This is a genomic window from Nonomuraea sp. 3-1Str, assembly GCF_031570565.1.
Lineage (GTDB): Bacteria > Actinomycetota > Actinomycetes > Streptosporangiales > Streptosporangiaceae > Nonomuraea.
On sequence record NZ_JALHBK010000005.1, the window covers coordinates 200,512 to 219,149 of the forward strand.

The window sequence follows — 18,638 nt, forward strand, 5'->3', positions numbered from 1 at the left end:
GGCGCCGGCCGCGAAGCGCGGAGCGCACCGGGACGGACCGGAATGGTGGTTTCGGTAGGCTGACGTCATGACGACGCCAGCGGAACGGTACGCGGCCTTCCGCGAGAGGTTCGGAGACGACGGGGCCGCTCTGAGATCGTTCCGGGGTCTCTACGACTTCGAGCTCGACCCCTTCCAGATCGACGCCTGCCGGGCCCTGGAGGCGGGCGACGGCGTTCTGGTGGCCGCCCCCACCGGCTCGGGCAAGACGGTCGTCGGCGAGTTCGCCGTCCACCTCGCCCTGGAGCAGGGGCAGAAGTGCTTCTACACCACCCCCATCAAGGCGCTGTCCAACCAGAAGTACAACGACCTGGTCAAGCGCTACGGCACCGCCAAGGTGGGCCTGCTGACCGGCGACAACAGCGTCAACGGCGAAGCCCCGATCGTGGTCATGACCACCGAGGTGCTGCGCAACATGCTCTACGCCGGGTCGGCGACGCTGGCCGGGCTGGGGTTCGTGGTGATGGACGAGGTCCACTACCTCGCCGACCGGTTCCGGGGCGCGGTGTGGGAGGAGGTCATCATCCACCTGCCCGAGTCGGTGCGGCTGGTCGCGCTGTCGGCGACGGTCAGCAACGCCGAGGAGTTCGGCGAGTGGATGGGCGAGGTGCGCGGCGAGACCACGGTCATCGTCGACGAGCACCGGCCGGTGCCGCTGTGGCAGCACATGATGGTCGGCAACCGCATCTACGACATGTTCATGACCGACGACGACGTGCCCCGCATCAACCCGACGCTCATGCGGGTCACCCGCGACGCCGAGCGGCTCGGCGCGGGCCGCGGCAGGCGCGGCTACGGCCGGCCGCAGCGCTCGCGGCCGCCGGACCGCGCCCAGGTGATCGAGAAGCTCGACGCCGAGGGGCTGCTGCCGGCGATCACGTTCATCTTCTCCCGGGCCGGCTGCGACGCGGCCGTCGCGCAGTGCCTGTACGCGGGGATCCGGCTCACCACCGAGCGGGAGCGGCACGAGATCCGCCAGCTCGTCGACGAGCGCACCGCGCACCTGCCCGACGAGGACCTGGCCGTGCTCGGCTACCTGGAATGGCGTGACTGCCTGGAGCGGGGGCTGGCCGCCCACCACGCGGGCATGCTGCCGGCCTTCAAGGAGGTCGTCGAGGAGCTGTTCACCCGTGGCCTGGTCAAGGCCGTGTTCGCCACCGAGACGCTGGCGCTGGGCATCAACATGCCGGCGCGCACCGTGGTGATCGAGAAGCTCGACAAGTGGAACGGCGAGACGCACGCCGATCTCACGCCCGGCGAGTACACCCAGCTCACCGGCCGGGCCGGACGGCGCGGCATCGACGTCGAGGGCCACGCCGTGGTGCTGTGGCAGCTCGGCATGGACCCGCTGTCGGTGGCCGGCCTGGCCGGCACCCGTACCTACCCGCTGCGCTCCAGCTTCCAGCCCTCGTACAACATGGCCGTCAACCTCGTCGGCCAGTTCGGCCGCGAGCGGGCCCGCACGCTGCTGGAGGAGTCGTTCGCGCAGTTCCAGGCGGACCGGGCGGTCGTCGGCCTGGCCAAGCAGCTGCGCAAGCACGAGGAGGCGCTGGAGGGCTACCAGGAGGCCATGACGTGCCACCTGGGCGACTTCACCGAGTACGCGGGGCTGCGGCGGCGCCTGTCCGACCGGGAGGCCGAGCTGTCGCGCCAGCGCGGCGCGGCGCGGCGGGCGGCGGCCGTGCGCTCGCTGGAGGCGCTGCAGCCGGGCGACGTGATCCGGGTGCCCGGCGGGCGCCGGGCGGGCCTGGCGATCGTCCTCGACCCCGGCCGCAACCCCCGGGGCACCGGCCCGAGCCCGCTGGTGCTGACGATCGGCAAGCAGGTCAAGAAGCTCGACCCGGCCGACTTCCCGGTCCCGGTCGAGCCGATCGAGAAGCTGCGCATCCCGAAGAACTTCAACGCCCGCGCCCCCAAGGAGCGCGCCAACCTCATCTCCACGCTGCTCGCCAAGATCGGCGACCGTGACCTCGGCAAGCCGGCGAGGGCGCGCGATCACGCGGTGGAGGACGAGGAGATCAACGAGCTGCGGCGGCGCATCCGGCAGCACCCGTGCCACGGCTGCGACGAGCGCGAGGACCACGCCCGCTGGGCCGAGCGCTACTACAAGCTGCTGCGTGAGACCGAGGGGCTGCGGCGGCGCGTCGAGGGCCGCTCCCACGTCATCTCGCGCACGTTCGACCGCATCTGCGCGGTGCTGGAGCAGCTCGGCTACCTGGAGGACGAGACCGTCACCGACGAGGGCCGCCGCCTCGGCCGCCTCTACACCGAGCTGGACCTGCTGACGGCCGAGTGCCTGCGCAGCGGGCTGTGGGAGAAGCTGGAGCCGGCGGAGCTGGCGGCGTGCGTGTCGGCGCTGGTGTTCGAGTCGCGGCAGGCCGACGACGCCCGCCGTCCCAGGATCCCGGCGGGGCGGGCCCAGGACGCGCTGACGGCGATGGTGCGGCTGTGGGCGGAGCTGGAGGGCATCGAGTCCGATCACGGCCTCGACACGATCCGCGAGCCCGACCTGGGATTCGCGTGGGCGGCTTTCCGGTGGACCAAGGGGCACACCCTGGACGCGGTCCTCATGGACGGCATCAACGGCAACGAGCTCGCGGCCGGCGACTTCGTCCGGTGGATCAAGCAGCTGATGGACCTGCTCGGCCAGCTCGGCAACGCCGCGCCGCCGGACAGCAAGATCAAGCAGACGGCGTCCAAGGCGATCGACGGCATGCGGCGCGGCGTGGTGGCCTACTCCTCCCTCAGCTAGCGGGTCCGGGCTCGGCCGGCCGAGCCCGGACTGACCGCCCGGTCAAGGTGTTGTCATCGGTGGTCTACGCATCGTCACCACCGCGCCAGTTTCCTGCCCGAACCTGGCGGACATCCCCATGTCGGAAAGCCCGTCACGCTTCGGACGCACCGCGCTGAGGCCCGCCCCCGGCACGGAACCCCGGCGTCCGCCGGACCACCGGAGGTTGGCATGTTCGCCCTCGTCGCAGCCCTGTTCTTCCTGCTCGCCCTGATCTTCGCCCTCGCCGGCCTGTCCGTGGGCGGCGTGCTGACGGTCACCACGCTCGGGCTCGCCGGGCTCCTCGCCGTCGCCCTGCACCTGATGGGGGTGGGGGCGGGCTGGAACGTCCTCAAGAAGTGACCCGCGCCTCCGTGGCCGCGCCCGTCCACCCGGGCGCGGCCACGGCCGTGCCCGGGGCCGAGCGCAGGCTCATGCCAGGGTGAAGCGGACCTCGCGGGTGGCGGGGTCGGCCTGGACGAGGCGGACCGTGACGTTCTCGCCGAGGGGCAGGGCGCCGTCGCAGCGGGCGACCACCGCCGGCTCCACGAGCTGGACCTGCCCGCCCCGGCCGTCCGCCGTCACGTCGATCACCGCGGCCTCGAACGCCTCGCCGATGCTGTCGCGCAGCAGGAACGCCTCCACCAGATCCACGCAGGCCCGGTCCACCCCGCCGCTGCGCCGGCTCGACGCCGACATGATCGGCGGCAGCTCCGGCAGGGCCTGCGCGACGTCCTCGGGCACCGGCTCGCCCGCCGCGACCGCCAGGCACACCTCGGTGGCGTACCGGTCGACCAGGCGCCGCAGCGGCGCCGTCACGTGCGCGTACGGCGCCCCGACCGCCGCGTGGTCGGCCATCGGGGGAGGGGCGCCGTCGAAGGCGACGTAGCCGGAGCCGCGCAGCAGCACCCGCGACTCGTGCAGGAACGCCGCCTGCTGCGGGCTCTTGGGGTCCAGGCCGTGCACGACCTCCCCGTACGTGGCGTCCTCGGCCCAGCCGACACCCAGCGCCGCCGCCATCCGGCGCACCTTGGCGAGATCGCCGGGCTGGGGCGGCGGCAGGACGCGCAGCACGCCGATCTCCGCGTCGAGCATCATGGTGGCCGCGGCCATGCCGGTGAGGAGGGAGATCTGGGCGTTCCACGCCTCGGCGGGCAGAGGCACGCGGTATTCCAGCCGGTAGCCGCTGTCGGCGGCCACCACCTCCTGCTCGGGGGTGGGCAGGGTGACGCCGCCGCGTTCGCGCTCCAGCTCCAGCCGCAGCGGGCCGATCTCGGCCAGCAGACCGAGGGTGCCGTCGGCCGTGCCGGTCTCCACCGCGGCCTGGACGTAGGCGTAGTCGAGCCGCTCGCGGCTGCGCACCAGGGCCCGCCGCACGTCGGCGCCCAGCGTGCGGCCGTCGGCGTCGAGGTCGATCCGCCACACCGCCGCCGGGCGGGTGGCGCCGGGCAGCAGGCTGGCCGCGCCCTCCGACAGGACCGGCGGATGGAGCGGGACCCTGCCGGTGGGCAGGTAGACGGTCTCGCCGCGGACGCGGGCCTCGGTGTCGACGGCCCCGCCGGGCCGGACGAACGAGCCGACGTCGGCGATCGCGTACCACACCCGGTAGCCGCCGGCCAGCCGCTCCAGGTGGACGGCCTGGTCGAGGTCCATGGCGCCGGGCGGGTCGATGGTGACGAACGGCAGCTCGGTCAGGTCCTCGCCGGAGACCCGGGGCGCCTCGGCCACCCAGTCGGCCTCGTCGAGCACCGCCCGGGGGAACCCGTCGGGCAGCTCGGCCTCGCGCCTGATGCGTCCGAATCCGTCCTCCAGGCGGGCGGGGACGTCGCCTGGGACCTGAATGCTCGTCTTCGACACGCCGATCAACCTACCGCGCGCCCCCCACGCCACCGGCGTCCGGCCCCGTGCGATGTCAAATCTTCTGTACATGACGTCAAAGATTCGCTACATTCGAGATGTCAAAGATTCTGTACATCACAGGAGGCATGTCATGACGCACGAGGAGAAACGCGCGTGGATCCGCCTGGTCGTCTCCGTGGTGGCGTACACGGCGTACGTGGTCACCGTCACGGGCCGTGCCGGAGGGCGCCCGCTGGCCGAGGTGCCCTACGCGGCCGCGCTGCTGTGGTCGGTCGGCGGGGCCATCGCGGCCTCGATCGCGGCCGAGATCGTCATGGCGGTCGTGACGCCTGGGGCGTCGCGGGCCAGCGACGTGCGCGACAGGGAGATCGGGCGGCTCGGCGAGCACACCGGCCAGTCGTTCGTCGTCATCGGCGCCGTCGCCGCGATGCTGATGGCGATGGCCGGCTGGGAGCGGTTCTGGATCGCCAACGCGGTCTACCTGTGCTTCGCGCTGTCGTCCGTCCTCGGCGGCCTCACGAAGATCGTCGTGTACCGCAGGAGCATGCCGCAGTGGTGAAGCCCACCCATGTGACGAACAGCATCCGCGCCCTGCGCTTCGCGCACGGCGAGATGACCCAGGCGGAGCTCGCCGAGCGCATCGGCGTCACCCGGCAGACCGTCATCGCCATCGAGCAGGGCAGGTACTCGCCGTCCCTGGAGATGGCCTTCCGGATCGCCCGGGTGTTCGGCGTCCCGCTCGACGAGGTGTTCCAGTATCCCGGCCCACCCGAGGAGGCGTCATGAAGGCGATCGTCCAGGACGTGTACGGCCCGGCGGAGGTGCTCCGGTTACGGGACGTCGAGCAGCCGCGGATCGGCGGCGACGAGGTGCTCGTGCGGGTGCGCGCCGCCGGCGTGGACCCGGGCGTGTGGATCGTCATGACCGGCCGGCCGCCGGCCGTGCGGCTCATGGGGTTCGGTCTGCGCCGGCCCAGGGTGCCCGTGCGCGGCCGGGACCTCGCCGGGGTGGTGGAGGTCGTCGGCGCCCGCGTGACCCGGTTCCGGCCCGGCGACGAGGTGCACGGCACCTGCGAGAGCGGCTCGTACGCCGAGTACGCGGCGGCGCCCGAGCGGCTGCTGGCGCGCAAGCCGGCGGGGCTGTCGTTCGAGGAGGCCGCGGTGGTGCCCGTGTCGGGGACGACCGCGTTCCAGGCCGTCCGTGACACCGGCCGCGTGCGGCCCGGACAGCGCGTGATGGTCACCGGCGCGGGAGGCGGCATCGGCACGTTCGCCGTGCAGATCGCCAAGGCGCTCGGCGCGACCGTCACCGCCGTGTGCGGCCCCGGCAAGGCCGACCTCGTCCGTTCGTTGGGGGCGGACGACGTCATCGACTACACCCGCGACGAGGTCGACCGCGACGGGCCCCGGCACGACGTGATCATCGATGTCGCGGGATGCAGGCCACTGTCGCTGCTGCGGCGCGCGCTGACGCCACGCGGCACGCTGGTGCTCGCCGGCGGCGGGCACGACGCGCCCGGCCCGCTCGGCGGGTACACGCGCGCGCTCCTGTGGAGACCGCTGGTGCAGATCACCACGAGACAGCGGCTGCGCGGCCACACCGCCAGGGAGGGCGCCGAGGACCTCGCGCAGCTGGACCGGCTCATCGAGTCGGGCGCGGTCAGGCCGGTGGTCGGCCGCGCCTACCCTCTCGCCGAGACGCCCGAGGCGATCCGCCACCTCGCGGAGGGCCACCCCACAGGCAAGATCGTCGTCACCGTGTGAGCCTGCCCGCCCGGGGCGTCTCAGCCGTCCGGAGAGCCGTTCAGCCCGTCCGGAGCCGCTCAGCCCGTCAGTGCCTTCAACCCGTCAGTGCCCCTCAGCCCGTCAGTGCCGCTCAGCCGGGTAAGGGGTGACTCAGCCGGGCAGGGCGTCGAGGAGGCGGTTCAGCGGGCTGTCCAGGCCGTAACGGTCCGCCAGGCGTACGAGGGCCTCGGGGTCGCGCGGCTTGGCCGGGAGCGTGAGATCGGCCTCGGGCAGCGGCGCGTCCGGGGCGACCTCGACCACGGCCGGGGCGACGCGCAGGTAGTCGCGGGCGGCGGCCAGCCGGGTGCGGCTGCCCGCGGGGAAGCCGTCGGTGACGCCCGCGTCGAGCGCCGCGAGCAACGCCTCCAGCGAGCCGAAGCGCGTGACGAGCGAGGCGGCCGTCTTCTCGCCGACGCCGGCCACGCCCGGCAGGCCGTCGCTGGGGTCACCGCGCAGGGTCGCGAAGTCGGCGTAGGCGCGGCCCGGGATGCCGTACTTGCCGGTCACGAACTCCTCGTCCACGATCTGCAGGTTGCGGATGCCGCGGGCGGTGTAGAGGACCCGCACCGGGCGGGAGTCGTCGACGAGCTGGAACAGGTCGCGGTCGCCGGTCACGATGTCGACCGGCCCGTCCTCCCGGTGGGTGAGCGTGCCGATGACGTCGTCCGCCTCGTAGCCGGGGCACTCCAGCCGGGCGATGCCGACCGCGTCCAGCACCTGCTCGATGACCGGGATCTGCGGCACCAGCGTGTCGGGGACCTCTTCCTCGTCCCCCTGGGCCACGCGGTGCGCCTTGTACGTCGGGATCGCCTCGACGCGGAACGCGGGACGCCAGTCGGCGTCCATGGTGGCCGCCATCCGGGTGGGGGAGTGGGCCCGGACCAGCGTGGCGATCATGTCGATGAGGCCGCGCACCGCGTTGACGGGCATGCCGTCGGGCGCGGTGACCGAGTCCGGCACGCCGTAGAAGGCGCGGAAGTACAGCGACGGAGTGTCCAGCAGCATCAGCACTCCCCCATGGTGGCACCCGGGTGCGACAAGTCCCGCCCCCGGGACCGGGACGCGCCGCCCCGCTCGACCGTCGGCTCAGCCCTGTTCAGGGGTCCACCGCGGACCGCCGCCCCGCTCCTGGCCTTCGCCGCGGTCCACGCCCTCATGCCGCCAGAACCTGCCGGATCAGTCGGCGGGTCAGGAGGGGACCGTCACCGGTGTGGGTGCCTTCGCGGGTTGGGTGACGGCCAGCCTGCGGGCCAGACGGAGCCGGTAGGCGTCCAGCACCACGGCGACCAGGATCACCAGCCCGGTGATGATCTGCCGTTCGAAGTCGGAGACGCCCATGAGCAGCAGTCCGTTGGTGAGCACGCCGAGCAGACATGCCCCGAGGAACGTGCCGGCCATCGAGCCGCGCCCGCCCATCAGACTGGCTCCGCCGATGACCACGGCGGCGATGGCGTTGAGCTCGTAGCCCTGGCCGAGGATCGGGCTGGCGATGTTGAGCCTGGCCATGTACAGGATGGCCGCGATGCCCACGGTCAGTCCGGCGATCATGAAGGCGGCGATCTTGATGCGGGAGGTCTTGTGGCCGGACAGGCGGACGGCCTCCTCGTTGTTGCCGGTGGCGTAGATCAGCCGCCCGAAGACCGTGCGCGACAGCACGAACCAGCCGACTCCGACCAGCAGCAGCGCGACCCAGAACACCGCGGGGATGCCCAGCAACGTGATGGCGCCGAAGTCGTTGAGCGCGGCGGGCAGGTTGTAGATGGTGGCCGCGTCGGTGTACCGCTCCGCGGCGCCGCGGGCGATGTTGAGCATGGCCAGGGTGACGATGAACGACGGCACCCGCCACTGTTCTGACACGAACCCGTTGATCCAGCCGACCGCGGCGCCGACGAGCACGCTCACCAGGATCGCGCCGAGCAGCGTCAAGGCGGAGCCGGATCCGGCCATCATGGTGCCCGACACGACCGCGCACAGCGCCATCGCCGAGCCGACCGACAGGTCGATGCCGCCGACCAGGATCACGAACGTCATGCCCACGGCGAGCACGGTGTTCAGGGTGATCTGGGTCATGATGTTGCGCAGGTTCTGCTCGGTCGCGAAGCTCGGTGCCGCGATGACGAAGAAGCCCGCGAGCAGCACCAGGGCGACACCGATGCCGGCCTCGCCGAGCACGAGCCGTTTGATCATTGTGTTTCACCGTTCTTGAGGTAGCCCGAGTAGGCGAGCGTGAGGATGTGCTCGGCGTCGTAGTCCGCCCTGGTGACCTCTCCGGCGATCCTGCCGCGGGAGAAGACCAGGATGCGGTCGCAGATGCCCATCAGCTCCGGCAGGTCCGAGGAGACGACGAGCAGGGCCTTGCCTTCCGCGGCCAGGCCGAGCAGCAGCTCGTGGATCTCGTACTTGGCGCCGACGTCGATGCCGCGGGTGGGCTCGTCCACGATCAGGATGTCGGATCCGGCGTTGAGCCACTTGGCCAGCACGACCTTCTGCTGGTTGCCGCCCGACAAAGTGCGTACGTGCTGGCCGACGCCCGCGGAGCGCAGGTGCAGACGTTGCCCGAGGTTCTCGGCGAGGGAGCGTTCCCGGCCGAAGCGCACCAGGAACCCGCGCAGCTTGGCGAGGGTGACGTTGGCGCTGATCGGCAGGTCGAGGACCAGGCCCTGCGATTTGCGGTCCTCGGTGAGCAGGCTGATGCCGTGCCGCACCGCGTCCTTGGGGTGCCTGATGTGCACCTTCTTGCCGTAAAGCTCGATATTTCCGGACATTGCTGGGTCGGCGCCGAAGATCGCGCGCATCGCCTCGGTACGGCCGGAGCCGACCAGCCCGGCGAGACCCACGACCTCGCCGCGGCGTACCGAGAAGGAGAGCGGCCCCTCGAAGCCCATGACCTTGAGGTCGCGCACCTCGATCGCCACCTCGCCCGGGGCGGTCGGCGGCTTGACCGGGTACTCCTGCGCCAGCTCACGTCCCACCATCAGCCTGACCAGGTCGGGCGCGGTCACCCCGGCCATCTCGCGGGTCTCGATGCTGCGCCCGTTGCGCAGCACGGTGACCCGGTCGGCCAGCTCCAGCACCTCCTGCAGGTGGTGGGAGATGTACACGATGGCCACGCCGCGCTCGCGCAGCGCCCGCAGGATGCCGAACAGGCGTCCGGCCTCGCGCGAGGTGAGCGTGGCGGTCGGCTCGTCCATGATGAGCAGCTTGCAGTCGGTGGAGATCGCCTTGGCGATCTCCACGAGCTGCATCTGCGCGATGCCGAGCCGCTCGACCGGTGTGTCCGGCGCGACGTCAAGGCCGACCTCGGCCAGCAGCCGCGCGGCGTCCGCGCGCAGCCGCTTCCTGTCGACGACGCCCGCCGTGCGCGGCAGCTCACGCAGGAACAGGTTCTCCGCGACAGTGAGGTACGGCAGCAGCGCCAACTCCTGGTGGACCACCGAGATCCCGGCGGCCAGACCGTCGGCTGCGCCGGCGGGGGTGTACGGCGCGCCGTCGAAGGTCATCGTGCCGCCGTCCGGCGCGTGGATCCCGGCCAGGGCCTTGACCAGCGTGGACTTGCCCGCGCCGTTCTCCCCCACGAGGGCGTGGATCTCGCCCGCGCGGATGTCGAGATCGACCCCGTCGAGCGCCACCACACCGGGGAAGCGCTTGACGAGACCGCTGACCGTCATCATCCGACGTTGTCCTTGGTGATGAGCTTGATCTCGCTCTTCTGCCAGCCGCTGAAGTTCTCGCCGGCGATCATCTTCATGGCGTAGTCGATGCCGTTGGCTGCCTGCTGCGCGCCGTACTGGTCGAGGGTCGCCACGACGGTGCCGTCCTTGACGTACTGGGCGACGGCCGGGATGTTGTCGAACGAGGCGACCTTGATCTGGCCCTTCTTGCCCTGCTCCTCGATCGCCTTCAGGGCGCCGAGCGCCATGTTGTCGTTGCCGGCGAGCACGCCCTTGATGTTCGGGTGGGCGGTGAGCATGTTGCTGAAGACGGTGTGCGCCTCGTTGGTCTCCCAGTGCGCGGTCTTGGAGTCGACGAGCTTCAGCCCGCCCTCCTTGATCGCGTCCTCGAAGCCGGCCTTGCGCTGGGCGGCGTTGGCCGCGCCGGGGTTGCCTTCCAGGATGACGACCTCGGCGTCCTTGCCGACGGCCTTGACCAGCTCCATGCCGGACTGCTTGGCGCCCTCGCGGTTGTCGGGCCCGACGAAGGGAATCTTGTCGCCGATGCCGGCGGCCTTCAACGCGCCCTCTTCGAGCTGGACGTCGATGTTGACGACCTTCACACCCGCGTCGACGGCCCGCTTGAGCGGCGCGATCAGCGCGCGGGAGTCGGCAGGGGCGATCACGACAGCCTTGGCCTGCTGGGTGACGCACTTCTCGACGGCGGCGACCTGGTTGTCGATGTCGGTCTCGTTCTGGATGCCGACGACGCTGAGCGTGAGGTCGCCGCGCTTGGCCGCGTGCTCTTCCGCGCCTTTCTGCATCTGCTGGAAGAATTCGTTGGCCAGCGACTTCATCACCAGGCAGACGCCCGGCTTCTCGCCCGGCTTGGGGGCGGCCGCCGGCTCGGCGGCGGTGCCGCCCTCCTTGCCGCAGGCGGTGAGCGCGAGGGCCAGACCGGCCACGGCGACGATCTTCTTGTTCATCTGGTATCTCCTTCAGAAGGGAACGCCCGCTTGGAGGACGACGTTCGCGTACGGCGTCGCCTCACCGGTTCGCACGACCGCGCGGGCCCGGCCGGTGAGCTCCTTGAGCCGGGTGTGAGGGATGCGTTCTGTACGTGTCAGCAGGCCGTCGAGGAAGCCGCGCGGCGACTCCTCGGCCAGGTAGGCGGTCTCGACGACGAGCTCGCCGAGCACCGCTTCGAGTACGGGCAGGAGGGCGGGTTCGCCCCTGCGCCAGACGAGGTCGACCGTCTCGACGCCGGGCGGGACGGGGAGGCCGGGGTCGGCCACCACGATGAGGTCCGTGTGTCCCGCCGCGGACAGGATGTGCAGCAGGCGGGGATGCCAGAGGCCCTCATGACGCATGGGCGAGCAGCCTTTCCACCTCGCCGGCGGTGGGCATGGCGGTCTGGGCGCCATGGGCGGTGGTGGCCAGCGCGCCGGCCGCGCAGGCCCGCCGTACCGCCTGGGCGAGAGGCAGACCGCCCGCGTGGGCGAGCGCGAGCTGTGCGCAGAACGTGTCGCCCGCGCCGACCGCGTCGACCACGGACACCTGGAAGGACGGCATCTGGCAGGCGCCGTAGGCGTCCTGGCCGCGCGCCCCGCGCCGGCCCAGCGTCACCACCGCGGCACGTGGCCCGAGCGCGAGCAGTTCGGCGGGATCGGTGCCGCCGCACAGGGCGGCGGCCTCGCTCTCGTTGACGATCAGCAGGTCCACCTGGGCGAGCAGCTCGTCCAGGCCCTGCGTGTACGGCGCGGCGTTGAGGATCACCGGCACGCCGTGCGCCCTGGCCTGCCGGGCGGCGGCGAGACAGGCGGCGACCGGGATCTCCAACTGCAGCAGGAGCGCGTCGGCGCCGGGGAGGTCCAGGTCGAGCTCGGTGAGGTGGAAGAGCCCGTTGGCGCCCCTGGAGACAGTGATCATGTTCTCGCCGCCGTCCTCGACGACGATCATCGCCAGCCCGGTGCCGGCGGGCACCTGCCGTACGCCTGAGACGTCCACGCCCTCGCCCGCCACGGCGGCGAGCAGGTCATGACCCAGCGCGTCGTCGCCGACCTGGCCCACCAGGCGCACCCGCGCGCCCAGCCGGGCGGCGGCCACCGCCTGGTTGGCGCCCTTGCCCCCGGCGGCTCGCACCAGGGCGGCGCCCGCGACCGTCTCGCCCCTGCCCGGCAGACGCGTCACGGGGACCGTGAGATCCATGTTGAGGCTGCCGACGACGACCAGCTCAAGCTCACGCATCGTCCACCCCGCCCGCGGGGTCGGGGCAGCCGCAGGAGCCGCGCCTGATCAGCGTGGCGGACAGGACCACGCGCTCGTCACCCGGTGAGTCGCCGATCCGTGCCGCCAGCAGCTCCACCGCGCGCCTGCCCAGCTCCTCGATCGGCTGGCGCATGGTGGTGAGCGCGGGCACGGTGTAGGACGAGGCGGCGATGCCGTCGATCGAGCACAGCGCGACGTCGCCGGGCACGCTCAGCCCCAGCTCGGCCGCGGCGCGCATGACGCCGATCGCCTGCTCGTCGCTGGTCACGAAGAGCGCGGTGGGCCGGTCCTCCTGCGACAGGAGCCGGCGGCCGCTGAGGTAACCCTGCCTGCGCCCGTACGGGCCGTGGGCCAGCGGCATCGAGGCCGGGTCGATACCTGCTTCGGTCAGCGCCCGCGCCCAGCCGGCGACACGGTCGACGGTCGGGTGGATGTCCTTCGGCCCCGCCACGCAGCCGATGCGCCGCTGTCCGTGCGCCAGCAGGTGGCCGGTCGCCTCGTGCCCGCCGCCCTCGTTGTCGAGAAGCAGGTGGCTGGCCGGGGTGTCGTCGAGCTCGCGGTCGAGCACGATGCACGGCACCCCGGACGCGGCCAGCTGGGACCGCCAGGCGCGCGGGCCGTGGGCGGGAATCAATATCAACCCGTCCACCTGGCGGTCGATCAGGGTCCGCACGTAGGCGGCCTCGCGATCGTCGTCGTCCATCGCGTTGCCGAGCAGCAGCGTCAGGCCATGCTGGAACGCGACCTCCTCGATCTCGCGGGCCAGCTCGGCGAAGAAGGGGTTGGCGTTGTCAGGGACGACGAGCCCGATCGTGTGCGTGCGGTTGGTGCGCAGCGAGCGGGCCACGGCGTTCGGCCGGTAGCCGAGCTCGTCGATCGCGCGCAGCACCCGTTCCCGGGTGTGCGGGGCGACGTTCCTCGGCCCGTTGTTGAGCACGTAACTGACCACGGCCTCTGAGGTGCCGGCCAGCCGTGCCACATCGCGGCGTGTGACCACTCGTAAGTCCCATCTACTCGTGTTGATGCAGTATTCGGCCAGAATTCCGCAACAAGCAACACGTGTAGATGCGACGTTATGAAGGCGTTATCGCCAGATTTCAGGACAGTCACGAATGGCGGTCCGGGCTTGTGCGCCGCCCCGCCGATGCCGCACATTGCCGTCGCCCCTCAGGGTCATCGGTCGCGGTGGTCGGAAGGCCCCCTCCAGCCCGTACCGCTCGGCACCCAGCAAACCCGGCATCATCCGTGATCAGCCAGGGCGGTTCTGGATGCCGACGGCGAGCAGGCAGGCGTCGTCCTCGGGGTTCGGCCCGCCGATCTCGTCCAGCAGCCGGTCCAGCGCGGCGTCCAGGCCACTGTGCAGGTCGTCGCCCCGCAGGCGGGAGGCGGCCGCCAGGACCAGCGCCAGGCCCTCGTCGATGCCGCGGTTGCGCCGCTCGACCAGCCCGTCGGTGAACATCAGCAGCAGGTCGCCCTCGCGCAGCTCGATGCTCGCCAGATGGTACGACTGGTCGCAGGCGGCCCCGAGCAGCACGCCCCTGGCCTGTTCGAGCCGGCGGGCGGTGCCGTCGCGCACCAGGATGGGCTCCAGGTTGCCGGCCCGCGCCCAGCTGAACACCCGCGCCGAGGCGTCCAGATGGCCGATGACGGCCGTGGCGGTGGTGCCCTCCAGGCGGTGGATCACCAGGTCGTTCAGCAGGGCCAGCAGGCCGTTCGCGGGCTCGCCGGTCATCGTCAGCCCGACCAGCGCGTGGCGGAGCTGCGCCATGTGGGCGATCGCGGGCAGGCCGTGCCCCGACACGTCGCCGATCGCGAGCAGCACCCGCCCGTCGGGCAGCGGCGCCGCCTCGAACCAGTCGCCGCCGAGGCTCGCCGTCTTCTCCGCCGGCACGTACCGCACGGCGATGCGGGTGGGCGGCAGGTCCAGGCAGCCGACCGGGTCGGGCAGGATCGCCTCGCGCAGGGCCAGCATCACGTGCCGCTCCTCGGCGGCCTTGACGCGGGCCTCCAGGAGCTGGCGGCGCGACTCCGACATGATGCGCTCGGCGCGGCGGCGGCCGGTGATGTCCTGGAAGACGGCGTGCACGCCCCGCACCGCCACCGTGGCGCGGCCCGAGTCCGGTGCGCGTCCTGAGTCCGGTGCGCGGTCCGGGTCCGGCGCGCGGCCCGAGGACAGCAGGGGCTCCAGGACGACGCGGAGGTTGCGCAGCTCACCGCCGCGCCTGATGCGCAGCTCCGCCTGCGCCGGCTCCGCCTCGTGCACCACGGTCAGCAGGAGCTGCTCCAGCAGCCGCAGGTCGTCCGGCTCCACCAGGCAGGCCAGCTCCGGCAGGTCCGCGGGCCCCTCGGCCGGGTCGCGACCGAAGATCACGTACACCTGGTCCGACCAGGCGCTCGCCCCGGTGCGCAGATCCCACTCGGCCCATCCCATGTTGCCCAGCCGCTGGGCGTGCGCCAGCCGGACGGCCAGCAGCTCCCGCTCGGCGGACACCTGGTACGGCGCCCCGGCGGCACTTCCTGGCCGCCGTCGCTGCCCCGGCCCGCCGGTGATGACGTCGACCATGAGACACACCCTCGAATGCAGTGGAACCGGACATTCGCCTCACACTATGCGGTCGGACGTGCGCGAAGGGTAGCGATGGCCTGGCGTCTTGTAAGACCTTTTCGCGGATTTTAGGAGGTGGCGTCAGGAGTAGATTTGGGGCCGTGACGTCCTCAGATCTGTATCCCGTGTCCCGCCTGGCCGCCGTCCAGGAGGCCACCGCCAAGGCCGGCATCGACGCGCTCCTGCTCACCCCGGGCCCCGACCTGCGGTACGTGAGCGGGTACGACGCCAAGCCGCTGGAGCGGCTCACCTGCCTGGTCGTGCCCGCCTCCGGCGAGGCGTACATGCTGGTGCCCCGCCTGGAGCTGCCCGCCGCCGAGGCGTCACCCGCCTCGCGGCTCGGGCTGGAGTTCGTGGCGTGGGACGAGACCGACGACCCGTACCGGATCGCCGCCGACCGGCTCGGGCCGGTGGCGACGGTCGGGCTCGCGGACCGGATGTGGGCCATGTCGTCGCTGCGCTTCCGCGACGTGCTGCCGGACGCGCGGCAGGTGCTGGCCGGCAGCGTGCTGCGTGAGCTGCGGATGCGCAAGTCGCCCGTCGAGGTGGCCGCGCTGCGCGAGGCCGGCGAGGCCATCGACTCCGTGCACCGGCAGGTGCCGGAGCTGCTGCGCGCCGGCCGCACCGAGCGCGAGGTGGGCCGCGACATCGCCGAGGCGATCCTCGCGGCCGGGCACTCCACGGTCGACTTCGTCATCGTCGCCTCCGGCCCGAACGGCGCCAGCCCGCACCACGAGGTGTCTGACCGCGTCATCCAGCCGGGCGAGCCGGTCGTGGTCGACATCGGCGGCCAGCTGCACAACGGTTACTGCTCCGACTCCACCCGCACCTACAGCGTGGGCGAGCCGCCCGCCGAGTTCGCCGCGTACTACGAGGTGCTGCGCCAGGCGCAGGAGGCCGCCTGCGCCGCCGTGCGGCCCGGCGTGCCGTGCGAGTCGATCGACGCCGCCGCCCGCGACCTCATCGCCGAGGCCGGGTACGGCGAGTACTTCGTGCACCGCACCGGGCACGGCATCGGCATCGAGACGCACGAGGAGCCCTACATCGTCTCCGGCAACGCCGAGCCGATGGAGCCCGGCTTCGCCTTCTCCGTCGAGCCTGGCATCTACCTGCCCGGCCGCCACGGAGCCCGCATCGAGGACATCGTCGTCTGCGGAGAGAACGGCGGAGAACGGCTGAACCTCACCTCTCGTGAATTGGTGATCATTTAGGCAGAATTCAGGGCACGTACACTCTCACAAGGAGTATCTGCCGATGACTGTTGAGCGTGCCCTGCCCACCCCCGAGGCGCACGACCTGATCCAGCTGACCCGTGAGCTGGTCGCCAAGGAGGTCGCGCCCCGGGCGGCGGCCGACGAGGCGGCCGGGCGGTTCCCGCGCGAGGTGTTCGCCACCTTGGGCGCCGCCGGGCTGCTCGGCCTGCCCTACCCCGAGGAGTACGGCGGCGCGGCCCAGCCGCAGGAGGTCTACCTCCAGGTCGTCGAGGAGCTGGCGGCCGGCTGGCTTTCCGTGGGCCTCGGCACCTCCGTCCACACCCTGTCGTGCTTCCCCGTCGCCGCCTACGGCAGCGAGGAGCAGAAGGCCGGCCTGCTGCCCGGCATGCTCGGCGGCGACCTGCTCGGCGCGTACTGCCTGTCGGAGCCCCAGTCGGGCTCCGACGCCGCCGCCCTGACCACGCGGGCCGTGCCCGGCCCCGACGGCTACACCGTCGACGGCGTCAAGGCGTGGATCACCCACGGCGGCGTCGCCGACTTCTACCTGCTCATGGCCCGAACCGGCGAGCCGGGCGCGCGCGGCGTGTCCTGCCTGTACGTCCCGGCCGGCGCGGAGGGCCTGTCGTCCGGCACGCCCGAGCACAAGATGGGCATGCGGTCCTCGCCGACCGCGCAGGTCCGCTTCGACGGGGTACGGCTGCCGCACGACGCGCTGGTCGGCGCCGAGGGCGAGGGCTTCCGCATCGCCATGGCGGCGCTCGACGGCGGCCGGCTCGGCATCGCCGCCTGCGCGGTCGGCGTGGCCCAGGCCGCGCTCGACGCCGCCTCCGCCTACGCCCGCGAGCGCCGCCAGTTCGGCAGCCGCATCGTCGACTTCCAGGGCGTCTCGTTCATGCTGGCCGACATGGCCACGCAGGTCGCCGCCGCCCGGGCGCTCTACCTCGACGCCGCGCGGCTGCGCGACGCCGGACGGCCGTACGGGACGCGGGCCGCGATGGCCAAGCTGTTCGCGACGGACGCGTGCATGAAGGTCACCACGGACGCGGTGCAGGTGCTCGGCGGGTACGGCTACGTCGAGGACTTCCCGGTCGAGCGGTACATGCGGGAGGCCAAGGTGCTGCAGATCGTCGAGGGCACCAACCAGATCCAGCGGCTCGTCATCGGCCGCGCCCTCGCACAAGAGCGGCCGGGCCCGTGAAGGGTGTCGTCCTGCTGCTGGGACTGGGGCTGGGGCTCGTGACGGGGTGCGGGTCGCAGGGAGCGCTGAGCCAGGAGGTCGTCGACCGGGCCCGCGCCTCCGGGGCGGCGCCTGACCTGATCTACGCCGTCGAGCTGGACGGGTACCGGCTGCTTGAGCAGTCGGCGGGCGGGATCGGCGAGGAGGGCTACGGCGCGTACTACGGCGCCGACGGCGGCTCGGGCGAGCCCGTGCAGCTGCGGATCGACCGGGGCGGGTTCAGCGACACGCTGTGCGCCACCACGCCCGTGGCGAGCGGTCCGGGCGGCACCGGCGCGCAGGGCGGCCAGGTGCGGTGCGAGCGCGACGGGGACGGCTGGTACCGGACGGACGGGGCGCGCCAGGACTACACCGTGGTCCGCGGCGACCACTACATCCGGCTGACCGCCCCGGTGGCGCAGGTCGGCCGGGAGGCGCTGCGGAAGGCCGTGACGGGGGCCCGCCCCGCCGTCGGGGACGGCACGCCCGCGCCGCCGCCGACGGCCGTGCCCCGCGGCGACCTCCCCACGGCCGGCGACGGCGCCCCGGACAACCACGTGGGCCCGGGCGGCTGACCGCCGTCAACCGCCCGCGTCCTTCAGGGCGCGGGCGAAGGCGGCGTGGACGTCGGCCGTGAACAGCACGAACCGCACCTCCTCCAGCGCCGTCTCCACCGCCGTCTCCACCGCCGTCTCCAGCTCCGCGCCGGCGGCCCGGACGGTGGTCACCGCGATGCGGGCGGCGTCGTCCACGGGCCAGCCGTAGATGCCGGCCGACACGGCGGGCAGCGCCACGGTGGCGGCGCCCAGCTCGCCGGCCACCCGCAGCGCCTCCCGGTAGCAGGAGGCGAGCAGCGCCGAGCGGTCCTCGCGGGTGGAGTGGACGGGGCCGGCCGTGTGAATGACCCACCGGGCGGGCAGCTCGCCCGCCGTGGTGGCCACCGCCCGGCCCACCGGCAGCCCGTCCGGGTAGTGGGTGGCGCGCAGCCGCCGGCACTCCGCCAGGATCGCCGGGCCGCCGCGCCGGTGGATGGCCCCGTCGACGCCGCCTCCGCCGAGCAGCGACGGGTTCGCGGCGTTGACGACGGCGTCGACCCGCTGCTTGGTGATGTCCCCCTGGACGAGCGTGATCCTCATGCCACCGAGTCTTCCGCACCGGGCGCCGGTTATTCGGTTGTGCGGCGGGCCGGCCGTCTGCTGTACTCCCGGCGACGACAGGCCACCGGCCAACCG

At 72.6% G+C, this 18,638-nt stretch carries 18 protein-coding genes; 8 read left to right on the top strand and 10 right to left on the bottom strand.

Annotation, left to right across the window (positions count from 1 at the left end; genetic code table 11):
* The first annotated feature begins 67 nt into the window (after positions 1-67).
* Positions 68-2,791 (top strand): DEAD/DEAH box helicase, encoded by a 2,724-nt coding sequence (locus tag MTP10_RS11490; RefSeq protein ID WP_310709066.1) that lies wholly within the window; start codon positions 68-70, stop codon positions 2,789-2,791.
* Between the two features lie 210 nt (positions 2,792-3,001).
* A complete protein-coding gene (locus MTP10_RS11495) occupies positions 3,002-3,172 on the top strand; it encodes a hypothetical protein (RefSeq protein ID WP_310709067.1) in 171 nt (56 codons plus the stop codon).
* Positions 3,173-3,241: 69 nt separating this feature from the next.
* Here the strand turns inward: MTP10_RS11495 and MTP10_RS11500 are convergent, their stop codons facing one another.
* Complete coding sequence (locus MTP10_RS11500; RefSeq protein ID WP_310709068.1) at positions 3,242-4,666, bottom strand: RNB domain-containing ribonuclease; 1,425 nt, start codon at positions 4,664-4,666, stop codon at positions 3,242-3,244.
* 133 nt (positions 4,667-4,799) lie between these two features.
* Here MTP10_RS11500 and MTP10_RS11505 point away from each other — a divergent pair, with 133 nt between their 5' ends.
* Genes MTP10_RS11505 through MTP10_RS11515 form a run of 3 tightly spaced genes read left to right on the top strand, consistent with a single transcriptional unit; the run spans position 4,800 to position 6,432 of the window.
* Positions 4,800-5,228 carry a hypothetical protein gene (locus tag MTP10_RS11505; RefSeq protein ID WP_310709069.1) on the top strand — a complete coding sequence of 143 codons (429 nt, stop codon included), beginning with the start codon at positions 4,800-4,802 and terminating at the stop codon, positions 5,226-5,228.
* Positions 5,222-5,455, top strand: a complete 234-nt coding sequence (locus MTP10_RS11510; RefSeq protein WP_310709070.1) for a helix-turn-helix transcriptional regulator — start codon at positions 5,222-5,224, stop codon at positions 5,453-5,455. Before MTP10_RS11505 ends, MTP10_RS11510 begins: the two co-directional genes overlap by 7 nt.
* Entirely contained in the window at positions 5,452-6,432 is a 981-nt protein-coding gene (locus MTP10_RS11515; protein ID WP_310709071.1) for an NAD(P)-dependent alcohol dehydrogenase, read from the top strand. The genes MTP10_RS11510 and MTP10_RS11515 overlap by 4 nt, the downstream gene beginning before the upstream one ends.
* A 132-nt stretch (positions 6,433-6,564) precedes the next feature.
* Here MTP10_RS11515 and MTP10_RS11520 read toward each other — a convergent pair whose 3' ends face one another.
* From MTP10_RS11520 to MTP10_RS11555, 8 genes are all read right to left on the bottom strand, one after another.
* Positions 6,565-7,458: a 5'-3' exonuclease gene (locus tag MTP10_RS11520; RefSeq protein ID WP_310709072.1), complete on the bottom strand. Its 894-nt coding sequence runs from the start codon at positions 7,456-7,458 to the stop codon at positions 6,565-6,567.
* 183 nt (positions 7,459-7,641) lie between these two features.
* A complete protein-coding gene (locus MTP10_RS11525; protein ID WP_310709073.1) occupies positions 7,642-8,640 on the bottom strand; it encodes an ABC transporter permease in 999 nt (332 codons plus the stop codon).
* Positions 8,637-10,124, bottom strand: a complete 1,488-nt coding sequence (locus MTP10_RS11530; protein WP_310709074.1) for a sugar ABC transporter ATP-binding protein — start codon at positions 10,122-10,124, stop codon at positions 8,637-8,639. The genes MTP10_RS11525 and MTP10_RS11530 overlap by 4 nt, the downstream gene beginning before the upstream one ends.
* Positions 10,121-11,089, bottom strand: coding sequence for a sugar ABC transporter substrate-binding protein (locus tag MTP10_RS11535; RefSeq protein ID WP_310709075.1), 969 nt, complete (start codon positions 11,087-11,089; stop codon positions 10,121-10,123). The genes MTP10_RS11530 and MTP10_RS11535 overlap by 4 nt, the downstream gene beginning before the upstream one ends.
* Before the next feature lie 12 nt (positions 11,090-11,101).
* The gene (rbsD, locus tag MTP10_RS11540; RefSeq protein ID WP_310709076.1) at positions 11,102-11,473 is read right to left on the bottom strand and encodes a D-ribose pyranase; all 372 of its coding nucleotides are present in this window, start codon (positions 11,471-11,473) and stop codon (positions 11,102-11,104) included.
* Entirely contained in the window at positions 11,463-12,350 is an 888-nt protein-coding gene (locus tag MTP10_RS11545; protein ID WP_310709077.1) for a ribokinase, read from the bottom strand. Before MTP10_RS11545 ends, rbsD begins: the two co-directional genes overlap by 11 nt.
* Complete coding sequence (locus MTP10_RS11550) at positions 12,343-13,350, bottom strand: LacI family DNA-binding transcriptional regulator (RefSeq protein WP_310709078.1); 1,008 nt, start codon at positions 13,348-13,350, stop codon at positions 12,343-12,345. Before MTP10_RS11550 ends, MTP10_RS11545 begins: the two co-directional genes overlap by 8 nt.
* A 270-nt stretch (positions 13,351-13,620) precedes the next feature.
* A complete protein-coding gene (locus tag MTP10_RS11555; RefSeq protein WP_310709079.1) occupies positions 13,621-14,934 on the bottom strand; it encodes a SpoIIE family protein phosphatase in 1,314 nt (437 codons plus the stop codon).
* Positions 14,935-15,077: 143 nt separating this feature from the next.
* Between MTP10_RS11555 and MTP10_RS11560 the strand changes: the two genes are divergently transcribed.
* From MTP10_RS11560 to MTP10_RS11570, 3 genes are read left to right on the top strand one after another with little or no spacing between them, the layout of a single operon-like run.
* Positions 15,078-16,187 carry a Xaa-Pro peptidase family protein gene (locus MTP10_RS11560; RefSeq protein WP_310709080.1) on the top strand — a complete coding sequence of 370 codons (1,110 nt, stop codon included), beginning with the start codon at positions 15,078-15,080 and terminating at the stop codon, positions 16,185-16,187.
* A gap of 43 nt (positions 16,188-16,230) precedes the next feature.
* Positions 16,231-17,388 (top strand): acyl-CoA dehydrogenase family protein, encoded by a 1,158-nt coding sequence (locus MTP10_RS11565; protein ID WP_310709081.1) that lies wholly within the window; start codon positions 16,231-16,233, stop codon positions 17,386-17,388.
* On the top strand, positions 17,385-17,981 hold the full coding sequence (locus MTP10_RS11570; RefSeq protein WP_310709082.1) for a hypothetical protein: 597 nt from the start codon (positions 17,385-17,387) through the stop codon (positions 17,979-17,981). Before MTP10_RS11565 ends, MTP10_RS11570 begins: the two co-directional genes overlap by 4 nt.
* Before the next feature lie 6 nt (positions 17,982-17,987).
* Here MTP10_RS11570 and MTP10_RS11575 read toward each other — a convergent pair whose 3' ends face one another.
* Positions 17,988-18,542 (bottom strand): O-acetyl-ADP-ribose deacetylase, encoded by a 555-nt coding sequence (locus MTP10_RS11575; RefSeq protein ID WP_310709083.1) that lies wholly within the window; start codon positions 18,540-18,542, stop codon positions 17,988-17,990.
* Positions 18,543-18,638 lie beyond the last annotated feature (96 nt).

Bases quoted from the DNA above. Each gene is read 5' to 3' on its own strand.
- MTP10_RS11525 (WP_310709073.1), bottom strand. From the start codon at position 8,640: ATGATCAAACGGCTCGTGCTCGGCGAGGCCGGCATCGGTGTCGCCCTG.
- MTP10_RS11515 (WP_310709071.1), top strand. From the start codon at position 5,452: ATGAAGGCGATCGTCCAGGACGTGTACGGCCCGGCGGAGGTGCTCCGG.
- MTP10_RS11505 (WP_310709069.1), top strand. From the start codon at position 4,800: ATGACGCACGAGGAGAAACGCGCGTGGATCCGCCTGGTCGTCTCCGTG.
- MTP10_RS11495 (WP_310709067.1), top strand. From the start codon at position 3,002: ATGTTCGCCCTCGTCGCAGCCCTGTTCTTCCTGCTCGCCCTGATCTTC.
- MTP10_RS11530 (WP_310709074.1), bottom strand. From the start codon at position 10,124: ATGATGACGGTCAGCGGTCTCGTCAAGCGCTTCCCCGGTGTGGTGGCG.
- rbsD (WP_310709076.1), bottom strand. From the start codon at position 11,473: ATGCGTCATGAGGGCCTCTGGCATCCCCGCCTGCTGCACATCCTGTCC.
- MTP10_RS11490 (WP_310709066.1), top strand. From the start codon at position 68: ATGACGACGCCAGCGGAACGGTACGCGGCCTTCCGCGAGAGGTTCGGA.
- MTP10_RS11565 (WP_310709081.1), top strand. From the start codon at position 16,231: ATGACTGTTGAGCGTGCCCTGCCCACCCCCGAGGCGCACGACCTGATC.
- MTP10_RS11520 (WP_310709072.1), bottom strand. From the start codon at position 7,458: ATGCTGCTGGACACTCCGTCGCTGTACTTCCGCGCCTTCTACGGCGTG.
- MTP10_RS11545 (WP_310709077.1), bottom strand. From the start codon at position 12,350: ATGCGTGAGCTTGAGCTGGTCGTCGTCGGCAGCCTCAACATGGATCTC.
- MTP10_RS11555 (WP_310709079.1), bottom strand. From the start codon at position 14,934: ATGGTCGACGTCATCACCGGCGGGCCGGGGCAGCGACGGCGGCCAGGA.
- MTP10_RS11535 (WP_310709075.1), bottom strand. From the start codon at position 11,089: ATGAACAAGAAGATCGTCGCCGTGGCCGGTCTGGCCCTCGCGCTCACC.
- MTP10_RS11575 (WP_310709083.1), bottom strand. From the start codon at position 18,542: ATGAGGATCACGCTCGTCCAGGGGGACATCACCAAGCAGCGGGTCGAC.